The organism is Sphingomonas sp., assembly GCF_965200105.1.
Classification (GTDB): Bacteria; Pseudomonadota; Alphaproteobacteria; order Sphingomonadales; family Sphingomonadaceae; genus Solisphingomonas.
This window is the reverse complement of sequence record NZ_CBDATN010000002.1, coordinates 1,863,789-1,878,820: the sequence shown is the minus strand read 5'-3', so window position 1 is coordinate 1,878,820 and position 15,032 is coordinate 1,863,789. Positions and strand designations below refer to the sequence as shown.

Genomic DNA, 15,032 nt, shown 5'->3' with positions numbered 1-15,032 from the left:
CGACGGCCGGTTCAGGGCGGGAAGCGGCATTTGGTGGGCAAGGTGCTCGTTGTCGAGGACAACGAACTCAATCTCAAGCTGTTCTGCGACCTGTTGGAGGTCCACGGCCACGACACGCGCGCGGTGCGCGATGGGCGCGACGCGCTCGCCGCGGCGCGCGAGTTCGCGCCCGACATGATCGTGATGGACATCCAGCTACCCCATGTCAGCGGGCTGGAGATCATCGCCGCGATGCAGGCGGAGCCCGCGCTCGCGCGCATCCCGATCATGGCGGTGACGGCCTACGCGACGCCGCAGGACGAGGAGCGGGTGCGGGCGGCGGGCGCCGCCGCCTACGTGTCGAAGCCGATCTCGGTGATGCGCTTCATCGATGCCATCGAGGCGCTGGCGGCGGGATCGCCTCCCGCCTGAGCCTTACTTGATCTTGGCTTCCTTGAAGTCGACATGCTTGCGCACGACCGGATCGTACTTCTTGAAGCTCAGCTTCTCGGTCTTGGTCCGCGGGTTCTTCTTGGTGACGTAGAAGAAGCCCGTGTCGGCGCTCGATACCAGCTTGATCTTGACGGTGGTGGGCTTCGCCATGGCACGCTCCGGATCGGCACGATCCGTCCGGCGCCCGGCCGTCCTGCGGATCGATGAAAGCAAAAGAGCGGCGTCGCCGCCGCTCGTGAACGCCGGCGCTCCTGCGCGAAGCGGCCGCGGCTGTCAAGAAGTGCGTCGGCCGGCCATCCGCTTCACACGATCGCAACCATCGCGCGTTACGCTTCTTCGTAGAGGATCGGAGACAGGGCATGCGGGACGCGAAGGACGCGGCGCAGATGGTGCGGACGGACCTGTGCCGCAGGCTCGAACGGCTGGAGGCGGCGCTCGCCGCGCGCGGTCCGATCGGGCTCGCGGCCGAGGCCGCCGAGATCGGCGCGATCGCGGGCGAGCACGGCTTCCGCCCGGCGGTGCGGCTGGCCGAGGGGCTGGCGGTGGCGCTGGAGTCGGGCGGGCGCGGCGCGGCGGTCGGTCCGTGGATCGAGCGGCTGCGCGACGCGATCGGCTGCGAGGCTGCCGACACCGGCGCCGAGACCTCGTGGCTCTCCTCCGTCGTGGTGCGGCTGACCGGCTGAGCATCGCGTGGAGGCACTGATCCCCGCCCTTGTCGCGGCGGGGCTCGCCGAGATGGCCGGCCGGATGCAGCATCTGGCGGTGCTGCTCGCGCGGCGCTTCGGGCGCGTCGGCCCGGTGCTCGCGGGTCTGTTGCTCGCGGCGATCGCCAATATGGGCATGGGCGCGGCGCTGGGCGTCGCGCTCGGCCGCGAGGTGCCGCACAGCGCGGCGCGGCTGCTCGTCGGCGTGGCCCTGCTGCTCGCCGGCGGCGGCGCGCTCTTCCGGCCCACGCCCGCCCCCGCCGTGGATCGTTGGCGGCTGGGATCGCTGCTGTCCTCGTTCGGCGCGGCGCTGATCCTCGGCTTCGGCGAGTCGGCGGTGTTCGTCGCGGTGGCGCTCTCGGCGGCGAGCGGCGCGCCCGTCGAGACGGGCATCGGCGCTGCGATCGGGATTTTGCTCGCCTGCGCGCCCGCCGCCCTGTTCGCCGATCGCTGGACGGCGTTGCCGGCGCTGCGGTCCGCGCGCGTCGGCGCGGGCGTGCTGCTGATGCTCGCCGGCGCGGCGGTGGCGCTGTCGGCGCTGGAGATCGCCTGATCCGATCAGTCCGATCGGGTTTTCGCGCGCGACGCCAAGCAACTCATGCTCCGCACCATCGTTGCGCTGGCGACCGAGGAAACATGATGAGGAGCATCCATTTATGGCCGACGCCCCCGCGCCCGCGCTCGACACCCCGACCGATCTCGACGCCAAGAACACCGAGACGGCCGCCGACGCGCTGAACGGCGTGCTCGCGGACCTGTTCGCGCTCTACCTCAAGACCAAGAACTTCCACTGGCACATGTCCGGTCCGCATTTCCGCGATTATCACCTGCTGCTCGACGAGCAGGCGGACCAGATCTTCGCGATCACGGACGACGTCGCCGAGCGCATGCGCAAGCTCGGCAATCTCACGCTGCGCTCGATCGGCGACATTTCGCGCCGCCAGACGATCCGCGACAACGATCAGGAGTTCGTCGAGCCGCTCGCCATGCTCAAGGAGCTGCGTGACGACAATCTCGAGGTGGTGCGCCACTTCCGCGAGGCGCGCGAGAAGTGCGAGGATGCCGGCGACACGCCGACTTCGTCGATGATTGACGACTGGATCGACCAGGCCGAGCGCCGCGCCTGGTTCCTGTTCGAGGCCGCGCGCACGAACTGAGCCGGAAGACGGCTCCATAGAGCGGGCGGGGCGTCGGGAACGGCGCTCCGCCCACTTCGTTTCGGGAGCATGCAGGTCGGGGGAATGGCGCGATGATAAAGTGGGCGATCATCTTCCTCGTGCTCGGGCTGGTGTGCGGCGCGTTCGGTTTTACCGGCGCGGAGGGCACCTTCGTGACCATCGCCAAATTCCTGTTCGTGCTCGCGCTCATCGTGTTCGTGGTGCTGCTGGTGCTCGGCCTGCTCGCCGGGCGCGCGGTGTCCGACAGGCTGTAGCGCGGGCGCGGGGTTGCGCGCCTTCTCGCAGCTTCTCGACGGGCTCGTCTACACGCGCTCCCGCAACGCCAAGCTGAAGCTGATCGGCGATTATCTGCGCGCCACGCCCGATCCCGATCGCGGTTGGGCGATGGCCGCGCTGACCGGCGCAGTCGACCTGAAGGCGGTGAAGCCCGCCGCCATCCACGCGCTCGTCGCGCAGCGCATCGATCCCGTGCTGTTCGGGATGAGCCGCGACTTCGTGGGCGATCTCGCCGAGACCGTGTCGCTGCTCTGGCCCAAGCCCGAAGGCGCTTGCGAGGAGATCGACGATGGCACGCTCGGCCTCGCCGCCGCCCTGGCTGCGCTCGACGAGGCGCCGCGCGCCGGGGCGCCCGCTTTGCTGGCGGACATGCTCGACCGGCTGGACGCCTCGGGCCGCTACGCGCTCCTCAAGCTCGCCACCGGAGAGCTGCGCGTCGGCGTCTCGTCGCGGCTCGCCAAGACGGCGCTGGCGCAGGCCTTCGGTCTCGACGTCGACGAGGTCGAGGAGCTGTGGCACGGACTCGCCCCGCCTTATGCCTCCCTGTTCGATTGGGCGGCACGCGGCGGCGAGCGGCCGGTGGCGGGCGCGCTCCCGGTGTTCCGCCCGTTCATGCTCGCCCATCCGCTGGAGGACGGCACCGTCGACCTCGCGGATTATGCCGCCGAGTGGAAGTGGGACGGCATCCGCGTCCAGCTCGTCCGCGTTGGCGACGAGGTGCGGCTCTACAGCCGCGCGGGCGACGATATCACCGGCACATTCCCCGATGTCGCCGCCGCCTTCGGCGAGGCGGCCACCGAGGACGCGGTGCTCGACGGCGAGCTGCTCGTGCGCGGGCTGGGCCAGGGCGGCGACGAGCATGGCGGCGGCGCGGCGAGCTTCAACTCGCTTCAGCAGCGGCTCGGGCGCAAGGCGGTGACGACGCGGATGATGGCGGACTATCCCGCCTTTGTCCGCCTCTACGACGCGCTGTTCGTCGGCGGCGACGACGTGCGGGCGCTGCCGTGGACCGAGCGCCGCATCCGGCTTGAGGCGTTTGCCGCGAGGCTGCCCGTCGATCGCTTCGACATCTCGCAGCTGATCGAGGCGGCAGACTTCGCCGCGCTCGGCGAGATCCGGCTCGGCTCGCGCGACGCCGCGATCGAGGGCGTCATGCTCAAGCGCCGCTCATCGCCCTACGTCGCGGGCCGGCGCGCGGGGCTCTGGTACAAGTGGAAGCGCGATCCGCTCGTCGCCGATTGCGTCGTCATGTACGCGCAGCGCGGTCACGGAAAACGTTCGAGCTACTATTCGGACTATACCTTCGGCTGCTGGACCGCGCCGCCAGAGGAAGGCGGCGAGCTGCTGCCTGTGGGCAAGGCCTACAGCGGCATCACCGACGAGGAGCTGCGCGAAATCGACCGCTTCGTGCGCAACAACACCGTGCAGCGCTTCGGCCCGGTACGCGAGGTGGCGAAGAGCTTCGTTCTCGAGATCGCCTTCGACTCGATCCACGGATCGAAGCGCCACAAGTCCGGTCTGGCGATGCGCTTTCCCCGCATCGCGCGCCTCAGGCGGGACAAGCCGGCGGCCGAGGCGGACCTGATCGACACGCTTCGGCGTATGATCCCGACGGAGGAGACGGAGATGACCGAGAAGAAGGGCCATGGCAGCGACACGGCCAAGAAGGCCAATGCGAAGGCGGCGAAGGAAGGCGAGAAGAACCCCCGGAAATCCTCCGCCGCGCAGGCCGAGCTCGGCAAGAAGGGCGGCAAGGCGGCGGCCAAGAAGAGCTGACGGCGCGCAAGCTACGTGCTTGTCCCGAATCGCACCGCCTGCTAGGGCCCGCGCTTTCCTGCGGCGGGGCATGGCTCCGGCCGCCGCTTGCCCGTGGAGACCAGAGGTTTATGCAGATCATCGTTCGCGACAACAATGTCGACCAGGCGCTCCGGGCTCTCAAGAAGAAGCTCCAGCGCGAGGGCGTTTATCGCGAGATGAAGCTGCGCCGCCATTATGAGAAGCCGTCGGAGAAGCGCGCGCGCGAGCGGGCCGCCGCGATCCGCCGCGCCCGCAAGGTGGAGCGCAAGCGCATGGAGCGCGACGGCGTCCGGTAATCGGTCTACTTCGCTGGCGACTGGCGAGGGCCGGCATCCGGATCGTCTCCGGATGCCGGCCCTCGCCGTTTCCGCGCTTCGCCTTGGCGCTGGACGGCGAGGCGCGGCGTCGCCATGAACCTTGCGTCAGCCTGAGGGAACCGCCCGCATGTCCGAAGTCACCGCCGTGCCGCTCCGCCCCGTCGCGAAGGGCACCGTCACCAAGGTCTGGATCGGCGTCGCGGTCGCGGCGCTGGCGGGGGCGGGGCTCGCCTGGGCGGGCACCGCTAAGCAGGTGGCGATGGGGCAGCCGCCGTCGGTCTTCCTTGCCAAGAACGCGAAGAAGCATGACGTCCACACCACCGCGAGCGGACTGGAGTACCAGGTCCTGACGGCGGGGCAGGCGGGGGCGAAGGCGGGCGCCACCGACATCGTGCTGATCGATTACGACGGCAAGCTGCTCGACGGATCGACCTTCGATTCGACGGCGCAACACGGTTCGCCCGCCGTCATGCCGGTGGCCGGCTCGATCCCTGGCTTCTCGGAAGGGCTCCAGCTCATGAGCCGGGGCGCGCGCTACCGCTTCTGGATCCCGCCGCAGCTCGCCTACGGCGCGCAGGGCGCGGGCGACGGGGTGATCCCGCCGAACAGCGTGCTCCAGTTCGACGTGACGCTGCACGAGATCGCGCCGCAGCAGCCGGGCGGCGGCGTCGCGGGGATGGGTGGCGCCGGCGCGATGTGATCGCGCGGGCGTCCCCGGGCTACTGGCGTAGCGTTCCGGTCGGCTTGGACTTCTGATCCTCCTTGGGATCGATACCGCTCCTCCGCTCCAGCGCCACCTTCGTCATCGCGACGATCGGGTCGGCGAACATCAGGCCGAGCAGACCGAACAGCGCGCCGAGCAGCAGCTGCATGCCCAGCACCAGCGCCGGCGCGAGGTCGACGGCGCGTCGTGCGACGATCGGCACGACGATATAGCCGTCGAGGATCTGGACGATCACGTAAACGCCGATCGCCAGGAACCCGGTCGTCGATCCTGCCGAGAAGCCGACGAGGATGGTGAGCGCGCCCGAGACGATCGCGCCGATGTTGGGCAGGAAGGCGAGCAGCCCGGTGATGACGCCGAGCAGCAGCGCGAACGGCACGCCGACGATCGAGAGCGTGATCGCCACCACCACGCCCTCGAACGCCATGCCGAACAGACGGCCAGCCATCAGCCGGCGGAGCGTCGACGCCATGTCGCGGCTGGTCTCGAAGAAGGCGGCGCGCTTGTCCTCCGGGATCAGCCAGGCCAGCCCGCGCTCGTAAATGCGCGGCTCGGCGGCGAAGAACAGGCCGAGCACGACGATCATCGCGCCCGACGTGACGCCGCCGAGCGCGGTGCCCACCGCGCTGGTGAGCTGCCCGAGCGAGCCCATGAGCTGCTTGCCCAGTTCGCCGATGCCGCCGCCGGCGCCGCCCGGCGGCATGACGCCGAGCTGCGTCGCCCATCCCTCGACGCGCGTCACCTGCGCCAACACCAGCGTCTTAAGCGCGGTGAACTGCGAGACGAGCGTCAGCCCGGCATAGAAGATCACGCCCACCAGGAAGATCAGCGCCAACACCGCGACCAGCGCCACCCGCCAGCCCCGTCCGATCGGCAGCACGCGGCCGAGTAGCCGCGCGCCGCCGTCGAGCATGGCGGCGAAGACGAGCCCTCCGACGATCAGCAGCAGCGGCTGCGCGAGCACGTAGAGCAGCACGATCGCGAGCACGACCGACACCCAGATGATCGCGCGCATCAGCTCCGCGCGCATCCCGGGATCGCGCATCTCCATCGGGCTCGGCGCCTCAATCGCGCGCGCCTGCGCCTCGGCGCGGGCACCGGCCTCGATACGGGTGTCGTCGCTCATCGCCTGTCGTCCTTGGTGCTGCGCGCCGGGTGCAGGCTGATCCCCGATCGGCCGCCGCGCAGCGCGGTAAGCCACGAGATCGGGTTATACCACTCGGACCGGCCGTCGAGCGAGAAGGTGATGAAGTCGGCGCGGCCGCCGAGATTCTCCCAGGGTACCGGTCCGCCCAGGCCAAGTTCCTCGGTCGGGTAGCGGCTGTCTGCCGATTCGTCGCGATTGTCGCCCATCACGAAGACCCGTCGAGGGGGCACGGTGACCGGCCCGTAATCGTCGCCCGAGCCGGGTATGTAGCCCATGTCGACCGTGTCGTAGCTGCGCCCGTTGGGCAGCGTCTCGCGGAAGCGCGGCAGCGCGCACACCCCATGGCCGCTCGCGTCGACGACGCGGTACTGCGCCTCCAGCCCGTGATCGCACGGCACGTTGGCGTCGATCGGGATCGCGGCAGGCGCCTCGGCGACGCGCGGCAGATCGCGGCCGTTGAGGCGGACGACGCCCTCATGGACCTCGATCGTGTCGCCGGGCAGGCCGATGACGCGCTTGATGTAATCGGATTGCTCGCCCGGCGGCGTCAGGATCACGACGTCGCCGCGCTCGGGCATATGGCCGAAGAACCGACCCGGCATGAAGGGCAGCACGTGGAAGGATGGCGAGACGTAGCTCCAGCCATAGGGGAACTTGCTCACCACCAGTCGATCGCCCTTGATGAGCGTCGGCATCATCGATTCAGACGGAATATAGAAAGGCTTGGCGATCAGCGAGTGGAAGCCGAGCACGGCGAGCACCAGCCAGAACAGCCCCTTGGCTTCCGCCCACCAGTCGGTGCCGGCCTTTGTCGGCGTGGCGGGGGCGGGGGGCGGCGCGGCGGGGCCGCCCTCGGGCGTGCTCTCGCGCGCGGTCGCGGTGGCGGCGGTGTCGGTCACGCGGGCGTCCTTGGTCAACGGCAGGGTCTCGCCTCGATCACCACGAAAGCCTGCGCCCAGGGTTGGTCGTCAGTCATCGTCAGGTGGACCGTCGCGGCGTGGCCTTCGGGTACCAACGCGTCAAGCGCTTCCTGCGCCCCGCCGGCGAGCGCCAGCGTCGGTGCGCCCGAGGGCAGGTTGACGACGCCGATATCGCGCAGGAACACGCCATGGCGGAATCCCGTGCCCACCGCCTTGGAAAAGGCCTCCTTGGCGGCGAAGCGCTTGGCATAGGTGGCGGCCCGGGTCAGCGTGCGGCGCTCCGCCCTCGCGCGCTCCTGCGGCGTGAAGCAGCGCCGCACGAAACGCTCGCCGAAGCGATCGAGCGAGGCCTGGATGCGTTCGATGCTGCAAAGGTCGGAGCCGATGCCGAGGATCACCGCGCCGCGTCCATCGACGCGCGCATCCGGCGGATCGCCTCCTCCAACCCGACGAAGATCGCCTCGCCGACCAGATAGTGGCCGATGTTGAGCTCGACGAGCTGCGGGATCGCCGCGACGGCCGCCACATTGTCGGTGGTGAGCCCGTGACCGGCATGGACCTCGATGCCGTTCTTGGCGGCGAGAGCGGCGGCATCGGACAAGCGGCGCAGCTCCATTTCGCGCACCTCGCCCTCCGCGTGCGCGTAGCGCCCGGTGTGAAGCTCGACGACGGGCGCGCCGAGGCTGAGCGCCGCCTCGATGTGGCGTGGATCGGGCTCGACGAACAGGCTGACGCGGATCCCCGCCTCCCCGAGCCGGGTGACGAGCGGCTTCAGCCGGTTGTGCTGTCCCGCCGCGTCGAGCCCGCCCTCGGTCGTCACCTCCTCGCGGCGCTCGGGCACGATGCAGGCGGCGTGGGGGCGATGGCGGAGCGCGATGGCCACCATCTCGTCCGTCGCCGCCATCTCCAGGTTGAGCGGCAGCGCGATCCCGCCGATCAGGTGCGCGATGTCGTCGTCGACGATGTGGCGGCGATCCTCGCGCAGGTGCGCGGTGATGCCGTCGGCGCCGGCGGCGGCGGCCATCCGCGCCGCGCGCAGCGGATCGGGATGCAGCCCGCCGCGCGCGTTGCGGATGGTGGCGACATGATCGATGTTGACGCCGAGGCGCAGCGGCGGCGTCATGCCGCGCACGCCACGGCGGAGAGCGCGCGATAGGCAAAGCCGCGCCCCTGCCAAACCTCGCCGAAGTCGAACGCCTCGCGGGCGGTGAACAGCACGAGCGCGCGGCCGCCGGCAGGGAGGATATAGTTGCGCACCTGCACGCCGCCGATCTGCCCGCGCCGCTCGACGATCGACACCGGCGCCGCGCAACCGGCGAGCGGCGCCTCGAACGCCCATTGGCCGAGCGCCGCTGCGCCGAGCCTCGGATCCCCCGTCCACATCTGCCGGGTGACGGCAGGCGGCAGCAGGCGATGCTCCAGCAGCGCGCGATCGAAGGCGTAGAGCGCGAGCGGGCTGCCGTAGGCGGAGCCGGCCGCGCCATAGACGCCGAGATCGCCGATCACGTCGGGGCGGCCGTGGCGATCGCGCCCGCCGACATGCGCGGCGGCGGGCACGCCAGGCCGGAAGAGGCCGATGCGGATGCCGAGCGGTCGCGCGATCCGCTCTTGGACCAGCGCCGCGAACGGCTTGCCCGTCACCCGTTCCAGCAGCGCGCCGAGCACGATGTAGTCGCAGTTGCTGTAGTGGAAGCCCGCGCCCGGCCGGCTCAGCGGATGCTCGGCGCAGAAATGCGTCGCCTCATACTGCATCGTGCCGGCGCCGTTCGCGGGCGTGTAGAAAGCCGGCAGCGCCGCTGGCTGCGCGGGATCGGGCTCGTTCGGATCGGCTATGCCGCTGGTGTGCTGGAGCAGCTCGCGGATCGTCACCTCGTCGGCGAACACCTGCGGCCAGTCGGGCCAGGCGCGCGTGATCGGCTCGTCGAGTGCGAGCCGACCGGCGGCGACCTCCTGCAGGACCAGGACGGCGGTGATCTGCTTGGTGACGGACGCCCAGCGCCACGTCGCGGTGGCGCGGTTGGGAACGCCGGGCGCCGCGAGCCCGGTGGCGATCACCGTTGAGGGCGTGGCGCCGCCGCCGGCGATCGCGACGCCCTCGAACCCCGCCTCGCGCACCACCTGCCGCAGCGACGGCGGCGCGGCGGGCGACGCCGCGGCGGCGAGCGCGAGCGCCGCCACCGCCATCCTCACGCCGCCGCCCCCGCGTGGTTCAGGGCGCGGCTGCCCGGCTTGATCGCGGGGATGGCGGCGAGTTCGGGCGGTAGCGCGTCCGCCGCGTAGGTCGGCACGTCGAGCCGCACGAGCGCGGTGAGCGGTACGCCGACGTCGGCGCGGCCGTTGGAGCGATCGACGAGGCACGCGGCCGCGATCACTCGGCCGCCCGCCGCCTCGATCGCGGCGATCGCCTCGCAGCTGGAGAGCCCGGTGGTGACGACGTCCTCCATCATCAGCACCTTCTGCCCCGCCTCCAGCGCGAAGCCGCGCCGGAGCTCGAACGTGCCGCTCGGCCGCTCGACGAACATCGCGGGCACGCCCAGCGCACGCGCCATCTCGTAACCCGCGATCACGCCGCCCATCGCGGGCGACACCACCGCCGAGACGCCGGCATGGACGGCGGGCGAGAGGCGCGAGGCAAGCTCCGCGCAGAGCCGCGCCGCGCGCCGGGGGTCCATCAGCACGCGCGCGCACTGGAGGTAGGTGGCGGAACGCAGCCCCGAGGACAGGATGAAGTGGCCGTCGAGCAGCGCGTCCGCGGCGCGGAACTCGGTCAGCACTTCCTCGTCGGTCATCGCGTGCGTACCTCAAGCTACCCGTGCCGCGCTGATAGGGTGCCGACCCGCCCCCTTCAATGGCGGCCGCCGGGCATGGGGCGCAACGTCCGGAACCTGCATTGTTTTGGTGCGGCGCGGCGCTTGAGCGGCGGGCGCCTGTTGCTATAAGGCCGCTGCTTGACGCCCCACCGGGGCGGGTGAAAGGGTGGCGATGACACGGATCAAGGGGATGCTGGCGGCGATCGGGCTGACGGCGCTGGCGTTGACCGGCGCCGCCTCGGCGCAGCCGATCACCAGCGCCTCGCCGACGACCGTGGGCACCGATTCGACCGCCGGCGCTACTCCGCCAACGGTGACGTCGGCTAACGCGCCCGCTCCTGTTGCCGCCACCGGCGCGGCGGCCGCTCCCGCGACGGCGCCGGCCGCCGCCGCCGCCAAGAAGCCCATCCCGCAATTCTACAAGCCTACTCCCGGCATCGGCCAGCCGACCGACTCGATCGGTCTCCAGCCGCAGGAGACGGGCCTCGGCCTGCGCGCGCGCCATTTCCACGACGCGATCCTGCTGCCGGTGATCGTTGTCATCTCGCTGTTCGTGCTGTTCCTGCTGCTGTGGCTGGTCGCGCGCTTCAACCGCCGCGTGAACGCCACGCCGTCTACCACGTCGCACAACACCGTGCTGGAGGTGGCCTGGACGGTGGCGCCGGTGCTGATCTTAGCGCTGCTCGCGGTGCCGTCGATCGGCCTGCTCGCCGCGCAGTACGACACGCCCAAGCCCGACCTGACGGTGAAGGTGATCGGCCACCAGTGGTACTGGTCCTACCAATATCCCGATAACGGTGACTTCGAGGTCGTCTCCAACATCCTGACCGATGCACAAGACAAGGCGAAGGGCGAACCCCGCCAGCTCGGCGTCGACGAGCGCATGGTGGTGCCGGCCGGCAAGGTGGTGAAGGTCATCACCACCTCCGACGACGTGATCCATTCCTTCGCGGTGCCCGCCTTCTGGACCAAGATGGACGCGGTGCCGGGCCGCCTCAACGAGACGTGGTTCAAGGTCGATCGCCCCGGCGTCTATTACGGCCAGTGCTCGGAGCTGTGCGGCGCGCGCCATGGGTACATGCCGATCGCGGTCGAGGTCGTGACGGACGCGCAGTGGCGCCAGTGGATCGCCGCGCGCGGCGGCACCATCGGCGGCAAGGCAACCTCGTCCGACGCGACCCAGAACTCGCCCGTCAGCAACCCCGCCGCCGCGACCGCCAAGCCGGGCGCCTACGGCGAAGGCGTCGAGGGCGCCGCCACCATCGACGCGACCGCGAAGGCTCAGCCTTACGGCCAGCGCGCCACGAACAACTGAAGGCCGGACAGATGACCGATACCGCCGCCGACGCCCGCTTCTTCCAGCCGCACGAGGCGCACGAGCATCATCACGACGCCGATCACAAGCCCGGCTTCTTCGCCCGCTGGTTCCTGTCCACCAACCACAAGGACATCGGCACGCTCTACCTGATCTTCGCAATTACCGCGGGGATCATCGGCGGCGCCATCTCCGGCGTGATGCGCGAGGAACTGGCGCATCCCGGCATCCAGGTGCTGCCGCTCGTCCATTCGCTGCTCGGCGGGCCGGCCGGCAATGATGCCATGCTCCACCTGTGGAACACGATGGTGACGGCGCACGGCCTCATCATGGTGTTCTTCATGGTGATGCCCGCGATGATCGGCGGCTTTGGCAACTGGTTCGTGCCGATCATGATCGGGGCGCCGGACATGGCGTTCCCGCGCATGAACAACGTGTCCTTCTGGCTCATCATTCCGGCCTTCATGCTGCTGCTCGGCTCGGTCTTCGTGCCCGGCGGCACGGGGCAGGGCGCCGGCACCGGTTGGACCGTCTATGCGCCGCTCTCCACCTCGGGCTCGGCGGGCCCGGCGGTGGACATGGCGATCCTGGCGCTGCACCTCGCGGGCGCGTCCTCGATCCTCGGCGCGATCAACTTCATCACCACCATCTTCAACATGCGCGCGCCGGGCATGACGCTGCACAAGATGCCGCTGTTCGTGTGGTCGGTGCTGGTCACCGCCTTCCTGCTGCTGCTGGCGCTGCCGGTGCTCGCCGCCGCGATCACCATGCTGTTGACCGACCGCAACTTCGGCACCGCTTTCTTCGACGCATCGGGCGGCGGCGATCCGATCCTGTACCAGCACCTCTTCTGGTTCTTCGGCCACCCCGAGGTCTACATCATGATCCTGCCGGGCTTCGGCATGATCAGCCAAATCGTCGCGACGTTCAGCCGCAAGCCGGTGTTCGGCTATCTCGGCATGGCCTATGCTATGGTGGCGATCGGCGTCATCGGCTTCGTCGTGTGGGCGCACCACATGTACACGACCGGCCTCGACGTGAACACGAAGATGTACTTTACCGCCGCCACCATGGTGATCGCGGTGCCCACCGGCATCAAGATCTTCTCGTGGATCGCGACGATGTGGGGCGGCTCGATCGAGTTCAAGACGCCGATGGTTTGGGCGTTCGGCTTCATCTTCATGTTCACCGTCGGCGGCGTCACCGGCGTCGTGCTCGCCAATGGCGGCATCGACAACTACATGCAGGACACCTACTACGTCGTGGCGCACTTCCACTACGTGCTGTCGCTTGGCGCGGTGTTCTCGCTGTTCGCGGGCTTCTACTACTGGTTCCCGAAGATGAGCGGCAAGATGTACAACGAGCTGCTCGGCCACGTGCATTTCTGGCTGTTCTTCGTGGGCGTGAACACGCTCTTCTTCCCGATGCACTTCCTCGGGCTTCAGGGCATGCCGCGCCGCTATCCCGACTATCCCGATGCATTCGAGCATTGGAATGGCGTCGCGACGACGGGCTACCACATCATGGCGCTCGGCATGGCGGTGTTCTTCGTCAACATCGCCTGGTCCCTGATCGCGGGGAAGAAGGCGTCGGCCAATCCATGGGGTCCGGGCGCGACCACGCTGGAGTGGACGCTGTCCAGCCCGCCGCCGTACCATCAGTTCGAGCAGCTCCCGAAGATTGACTGATCGGGCGCTTTCAGGTGACGGGCGGCCGGGGCGGTGCTACCGCTCCGGCCGCTGCTTTTCGCGAGTTTGGACGCCATGGCGACCGTGTTGACCCATCTCGCTGGCGAAGGTGATCGCATCGACGGCCTGCCCGCCGATTGGCGGGACTTCGTCGCGCTCACCAAGCCCGGCGTGCTGCGCCTCGTCGTGTTCACCGGCCTTTGCGGGCTACTCGCGGCGCCTGGCCACGTCCATCCGGTGATCGCGCTCACCGCCATCCTGTGCATCGCGCTCGGCGCTGGCGCGGCGGGTGCGCTCAACCAATGGTACGAGGCGGACCTCGACGCCAAGATGAAGCGGACTCGCAACCGCCCGCTGCCTGCCGGCCGCATGGAGCCCGACGCGGCGCTGCAGTTCGGCGTCGGCGTCGCGGTTGCCTCCGTCGTGCTGATGGGGCTGGCGGTGAACGCGCTCGCCGCCGCGATCCTCGGCGTGTCGATCCTGTTCTACGTCGTCGTCTACACGATGTGGCTGAAGCGCCGGACTCCGCAGAACATCGTGATCGGCGGAGCCGCCGGCGCCTTCCCCGCGCTGATCGGCTGGGCGGCCGCCACCGGACGGGTGGACGCGCTGCCGATCCTGCTCTTCCTCCAGGTGTTCCTGTGGACGCCGCCGCATTTCTGGGCACTCTCGCTATTCGTCAACTCGGACTATGCCGCCGCCGGCGTGCCGATGATGTCGGTGGTCGCGGGGCAGCGCTCCACCCGGCTCCAGGCCTTTCTCTACTCGCTGCCGATGGCCGCGGTGGCGGTGGCCCCCTGGCCGATGGGCCTCGTCGGGCCGATCTACGGCGTCGCCGCCGTCCTGCTCAACATCGTCTTCGTGGTGCTTGCGGCACGCGTCGGCTTCAGCGGCGAACCCGACGCCACCAAGATGCGCGCCGAGCGCCGGCTGTTCGGCTACTCCATCCTCTACCTGTTCGCGAGCTTCGGCATGCTGGTCGTCGACCGGCTGCTCGCCTGATGCCGCGCCACGACTATGAGGAGGAGCGCGAGCTGCGCCGCGACGCTGCGATCCGGCAGCGGCAGAAGAGCCGCGCGCTGGTCACCGCGCTGATCCTTGGTGGGCTGGTGGTGCTGTTCTACGCGATCAGCATAGCCAAGATGATGTGAGCCGGGCGACCGCCGAACGCCCGATGACCGCCACGCGCAACATCCGCACCGGGCTGATCGCGGGCGCGGTCGCCTGCTCTATGGTCGGCATGGGCTTCGCCGCCGTGCCGCTCTACCGCATCTTCTGCCAGCAGACCGGCTATGGCGGCACCGCGCGCATCGACGAGGCCGCGCACGCGCCGGGCGATACCGGGCGCATCGTCACGGTGCGTTTCGACGCCAACGTGTCCGACAAGCTCGGCTGGCGGTTCGAGCCCGAGGCCAGGAGCAAGTCCGTCGCGATCGGCGCGCGCCAGCTCACCTATTTCGATGCGACCAACCTGACCGACAAGCCGCTCACCGGATCGGCGGTGTTCAATATCACCCCCGATCAGGCCGCGCAGTACTTCGTCAAGGTGCAGTGCTTCTGCTTCACCAAGCAGACTCTACAACCCGGCGAGACCCAGCGCATGCCCGTGGTGTTTTACGTCGATCCCGCCTTCCTCAAGGATCCGGACGACAACGGCGTGCGCGAGCTCACGCTCAGCTACACCTTCTATCCAGTGGACCCGGCCAAGGCCGCGAGCTAAGGCA

General features: G+C 69.6%; 20 protein-coding genes. 13 read left to right on the top strand and 7 right to left on the bottom strand.

Annotated elements, in window-relative coordinates:
• Positions 1-30 precede the first annotated feature (30 nt).
• Positions 31-411 carry a response regulator gene (locus ACOFKX_RS10690; protein WP_419826961.1) on the top strand — a complete coding sequence of 127 codons (381 nt, stop codon included), beginning with the start codon at positions 31-33 and terminating at the stop codon, positions 409-411.
• A 3-nt stretch (positions 412-414) separates the two neighbouring features.
• Here ACOFKX_RS10690 and rpmG read toward each other — a convergent pair whose 3' ends face one another.
• On the bottom strand, positions 415-582 hold the full coding sequence (gene rpmG / locus ACOFKX_RS10685) for a 50S ribosomal protein L33 (protein ID WP_055844439.1): 168 nt from the start codon (positions 580-582) through the stop codon (positions 415-417).
• 209 nt (positions 583-791) lie between these two features.
• Between rpmG and ACOFKX_RS10680 the strand changes: the two genes are divergently transcribed.
• The 7 genes from ACOFKX_RS10680 (at position 792) to ACOFKX_RS10650 (ending at position 5,404) form a co-directional block, all read left to right on the top strand.
• Positions 792-1,115, top strand: a complete 324-nt coding sequence (locus ACOFKX_RS10680; RefSeq protein WP_419826960.1) for a hypothetical protein — start codon at positions 792-794, stop codon at positions 1,113-1,115.
• A gap of 7 nt (positions 1,116-1,122) precedes the next feature.
• Complete coding sequence (locus ACOFKX_RS10675) at positions 1,123-1,689, top strand: TMEM165/GDT1 family protein (protein ID WP_419826959.1); 567 nt, start codon at positions 1,123-1,125, stop codon at positions 1,687-1,689.
• Positions 1,690-1,792: 103 nt separating this feature from the next.
• Positions 1,793-2,293 (top strand): Dps family protein, encoded by a 501-nt coding sequence (locus tag ACOFKX_RS10670; protein WP_419826958.1) that lies wholly within the window; start codon positions 1,793-1,795, stop codon positions 2,291-2,293.
• A gap of 92 nt (positions 2,294-2,385) precedes the next feature.
• A complete protein-coding gene (locus ACOFKX_RS10665) occupies positions 2,386-2,568 on the top strand; it encodes a DUF1328 domain-containing protein (RefSeq protein WP_419826957.1) in 183 nt (60 codons plus the stop codon).
• 13 nt (positions 2,569-2,581) lie between these two features.
• Positions 2,582-4,366 carry a cisplatin damage response ATP-dependent DNA ligase gene (locus ACOFKX_RS10660; protein ID WP_419826956.1) on the top strand — a complete coding sequence of 595 codons (1,785 nt, stop codon included), beginning with the start codon at positions 2,582-2,584 and terminating at the stop codon, positions 4,364-4,366.
• A gap of 110 nt (positions 4,367-4,476) precedes the next feature.
• Entirely contained in the window at positions 4,477-4,683 is a 207-nt protein-coding gene (rpsU, locus tag ACOFKX_RS10655; protein ID WP_419826955.1) for a 30S ribosomal protein S21, read from the top strand.
• A gap of 148 nt (positions 4,684-4,831) precedes the next feature.
• A complete protein-coding gene (locus ACOFKX_RS10650) occupies positions 4,832-5,404 on the top strand; it encodes an FKBP-type peptidyl-prolyl cis-trans isomerase (RefSeq protein ID WP_419826954.1) in 573 nt (190 codons plus the stop codon).
• A 19-nt stretch (positions 5,405-5,423) separates the two neighbouring features.
• Here ACOFKX_RS10650 and ACOFKX_RS10645 read toward each other — a convergent pair whose 3' ends face one another.
• From ACOFKX_RS10645 to pyrE, 6 genes are read right to left on the bottom strand one after another with little or no spacing between them, the layout of a single operon-like run.
• Entirely contained in the window at positions 5,424-6,554 is a 1,131-nt protein-coding gene (locus ACOFKX_RS10645; protein WP_419826953.1) for an AI-2E family transporter, read from the bottom strand.
• Positions 6,551-7,474: a signal peptidase I gene (gene lepB, locus ACOFKX_RS10640; protein WP_419826952.1), complete on the bottom strand. Its 924-nt coding sequence runs from the start codon at positions 7,472-7,474 to the stop codon at positions 6,551-6,553. Before lepB ends, ACOFKX_RS10645 begins: the two co-directional genes overlap by 4 nt.
• Before the next feature lie 14 nt (positions 7,475-7,488).
• Positions 7,489-7,893: a holo-ACP synthase gene (acpS, locus tag ACOFKX_RS10635; protein ID WP_419826951.1), complete on the bottom strand. Its 405-nt coding sequence runs from the start codon at positions 7,891-7,893 to the stop codon at positions 7,489-7,491.
• Positions 7,890-8,618: a pyridoxine 5'-phosphate synthase gene (locus tag ACOFKX_RS10630; RefSeq protein WP_419826950.1), complete on the bottom strand. Its 729-nt coding sequence runs from the start codon at positions 8,616-8,618 to the stop codon at positions 7,890-7,892. Before ACOFKX_RS10630 ends, acpS begins: the two co-directional genes overlap by 4 nt.
• The gene (locus ACOFKX_RS10625; protein ID WP_419827407.1) at positions 8,615-9,679 is read right to left on the bottom strand and encodes a serine hydrolase domain-containing protein; all 1,065 of its coding nucleotides are present in this window, start codon (positions 9,677-9,679) and stop codon (positions 8,615-8,617) included. The genes ACOFKX_RS10630 and ACOFKX_RS10625 overlap by 4 nt, the downstream gene beginning before the upstream one ends.
• A 2-nt stretch (positions 9,680-9,681) precedes the next feature.
• Positions 9,682-10,284 carry an orotate phosphoribosyltransferase gene (gene pyrE / locus ACOFKX_RS10620; RefSeq protein WP_419826949.1) on the bottom strand — a complete coding sequence of 201 codons (603 nt, stop codon included), beginning with the start codon at positions 10,282-10,284 and terminating at the stop codon, positions 9,682-9,684.
• 193 nt (positions 10,285-10,477) lie between these two features.
• Between pyrE and coxB the strand changes: the two genes are divergently transcribed.
• From coxB to ACOFKX_RS10595, 5 genes are all read left to right on the top strand, one after another.
• Positions 10,478-11,620, top strand: coding sequence for a cytochrome c oxidase subunit II (gene coxB, locus ACOFKX_RS10615; protein WP_419826948.1), 1,143 nt, complete (start codon positions 10,478-10,480; stop codon positions 11,618-11,620).
• Positions 11,621-11,631: 11 nt separating this feature from the next.
• Positions 11,632-13,308 carry a cytochrome c oxidase subunit I gene (gene ctaD, locus ACOFKX_RS10610; protein WP_419826947.1) on the top strand — a complete coding sequence of 559 codons (1,677 nt, stop codon included), beginning with the start codon at positions 11,632-11,634 and terminating at the stop codon, positions 13,306-13,308.
• Positions 13,309-13,383: 75 nt separating this feature from the next.
• Positions 13,384-14,310, top strand: coding sequence for a heme o synthase (locus ACOFKX_RS10605; RefSeq protein ID WP_419826946.1), 927 nt, complete (start codon positions 13,384-13,386; stop codon positions 14,308-14,310).
• Positions 14,310-14,459, top strand: a complete 150-nt coding sequence (locus tag ACOFKX_RS10600) for a hypothetical protein (RefSeq protein WP_419826945.1) — start codon at positions 14,310-14,312, stop codon at positions 14,457-14,459. Before ACOFKX_RS10605 ends, ACOFKX_RS10600 begins: the two co-directional genes overlap by 1 nt.
• A 23-nt stretch (positions 14,460-14,482) precedes the next feature.
• A complete protein-coding gene (locus tag ACOFKX_RS10595; RefSeq protein ID WP_419826944.1) occupies positions 14,483-15,028 on the top strand; it encodes a cytochrome c oxidase assembly protein in 546 nt (181 codons plus the stop codon).
• Positions 15,029-15,032 lie beyond the last annotated feature (4 nt).

What these genes read in the sequence shown, in the direction of transcription:
- ACOFKX_RS10600 (WP_419826945.1), top strand. Translation starts at nt 14,310, where the DNA reads ATGCCGCGCCACGACTATGAGGAGGAGCGCGAGCTGCGCCGCGACGCT.
- ACOFKX_RS10630 (WP_419826950.1), bottom strand. Translation starts at nt 8,618, where the DNA reads ATGACGCCGCCGCTGCGCCTCGGCGTCAACATCGATCATGTCGCCACC.
- ACOFKX_RS10605 (WP_419826946.1), top strand. Translation starts at nt 13,384, where the DNA reads ATGGCGACCGTGTTGACCCATCTCGCTGGCGAAGGTGATCGCATCGAC.
- ACOFKX_RS10650 (WP_419826954.1), top strand. Translation starts at nt 4,832, where the DNA reads ATGTCCGAAGTCACCGCCGTGCCGCTCCGCCCCGTCGCGAAGGGCACC.
- coxB (WP_419826948.1), top strand. Translation starts at nt 10,478, where the DNA reads ATGACACGGATCAAGGGGATGCTGGCGGCGATCGGGCTGACGGCGCTG.
- ctaD (WP_419826947.1), top strand. Translation starts at nt 11,632, where the DNA reads ATGACCGATACCGCCGCCGACGCCCGCTTCTTCCAGCCGCACGAGGCG.
- rpsU (WP_419826955.1), top strand. Translation starts at nt 4,477, where the DNA reads ATGCAGATCATCGTTCGCGACAACAATGTCGACCAGGCGCTCCGGGCT.
- ACOFKX_RS10665 (WP_419826957.1), top strand. Translation starts at nt 2,386, where the DNA reads ATGATAAAGTGGGCGATCATCTTCCTCGTGCTCGGGCTGGTGTGCGGC.
- pyrE (WP_419826949.1), bottom strand. Translation starts at nt 10,284, where the DNA reads ATGACCGACGAGGAAGTGCTGACCGAGTTCCGCGCCGCGGACGCGCTG.
- ACOFKX_RS10625 (WP_419827407.1), bottom strand. Translation starts at nt 9,679, where the DNA reads ATGGCGGTGGCGGCGCTCGCGCTCGCCGCCGCGGCGTCGCCCGCCGCG.
- ACOFKX_RS10645 (WP_419826953.1), bottom strand. Translation starts at nt 6,554, where the DNA reads ATGAGCGACGACACCCGTATCGAGGCCGGTGCCCGCGCCGAGGCGCAG.
- ACOFKX_RS10680 (WP_419826960.1), top strand. Translation starts at nt 792, where the DNA reads ATGCGGGACGCGAAGGACGCGGCGCAGATGGTGCGGACGGACCTGTGC.
- ACOFKX_RS10670 (WP_419826958.1), top strand. Translation starts at nt 1,793, where the DNA reads ATGGCCGACGCCCCCGCGCCCGCGCTCGACACCCCGACCGATCTCGAC.
- rpmG (WP_055844439.1), bottom strand. Translation starts at nt 582, where the DNA reads ATGGCGAAGCCCACCACCGTCAAGATCAAGCTGGTATCGAGCGCCGAC.
- ACOFKX_RS10595 (WP_419826944.1), top strand. Translation starts at nt 14,483, where the DNA reads ATGACCGCCACGCGCAACATCCGCACCGGGCTGATCGCGGGCGCGGTC.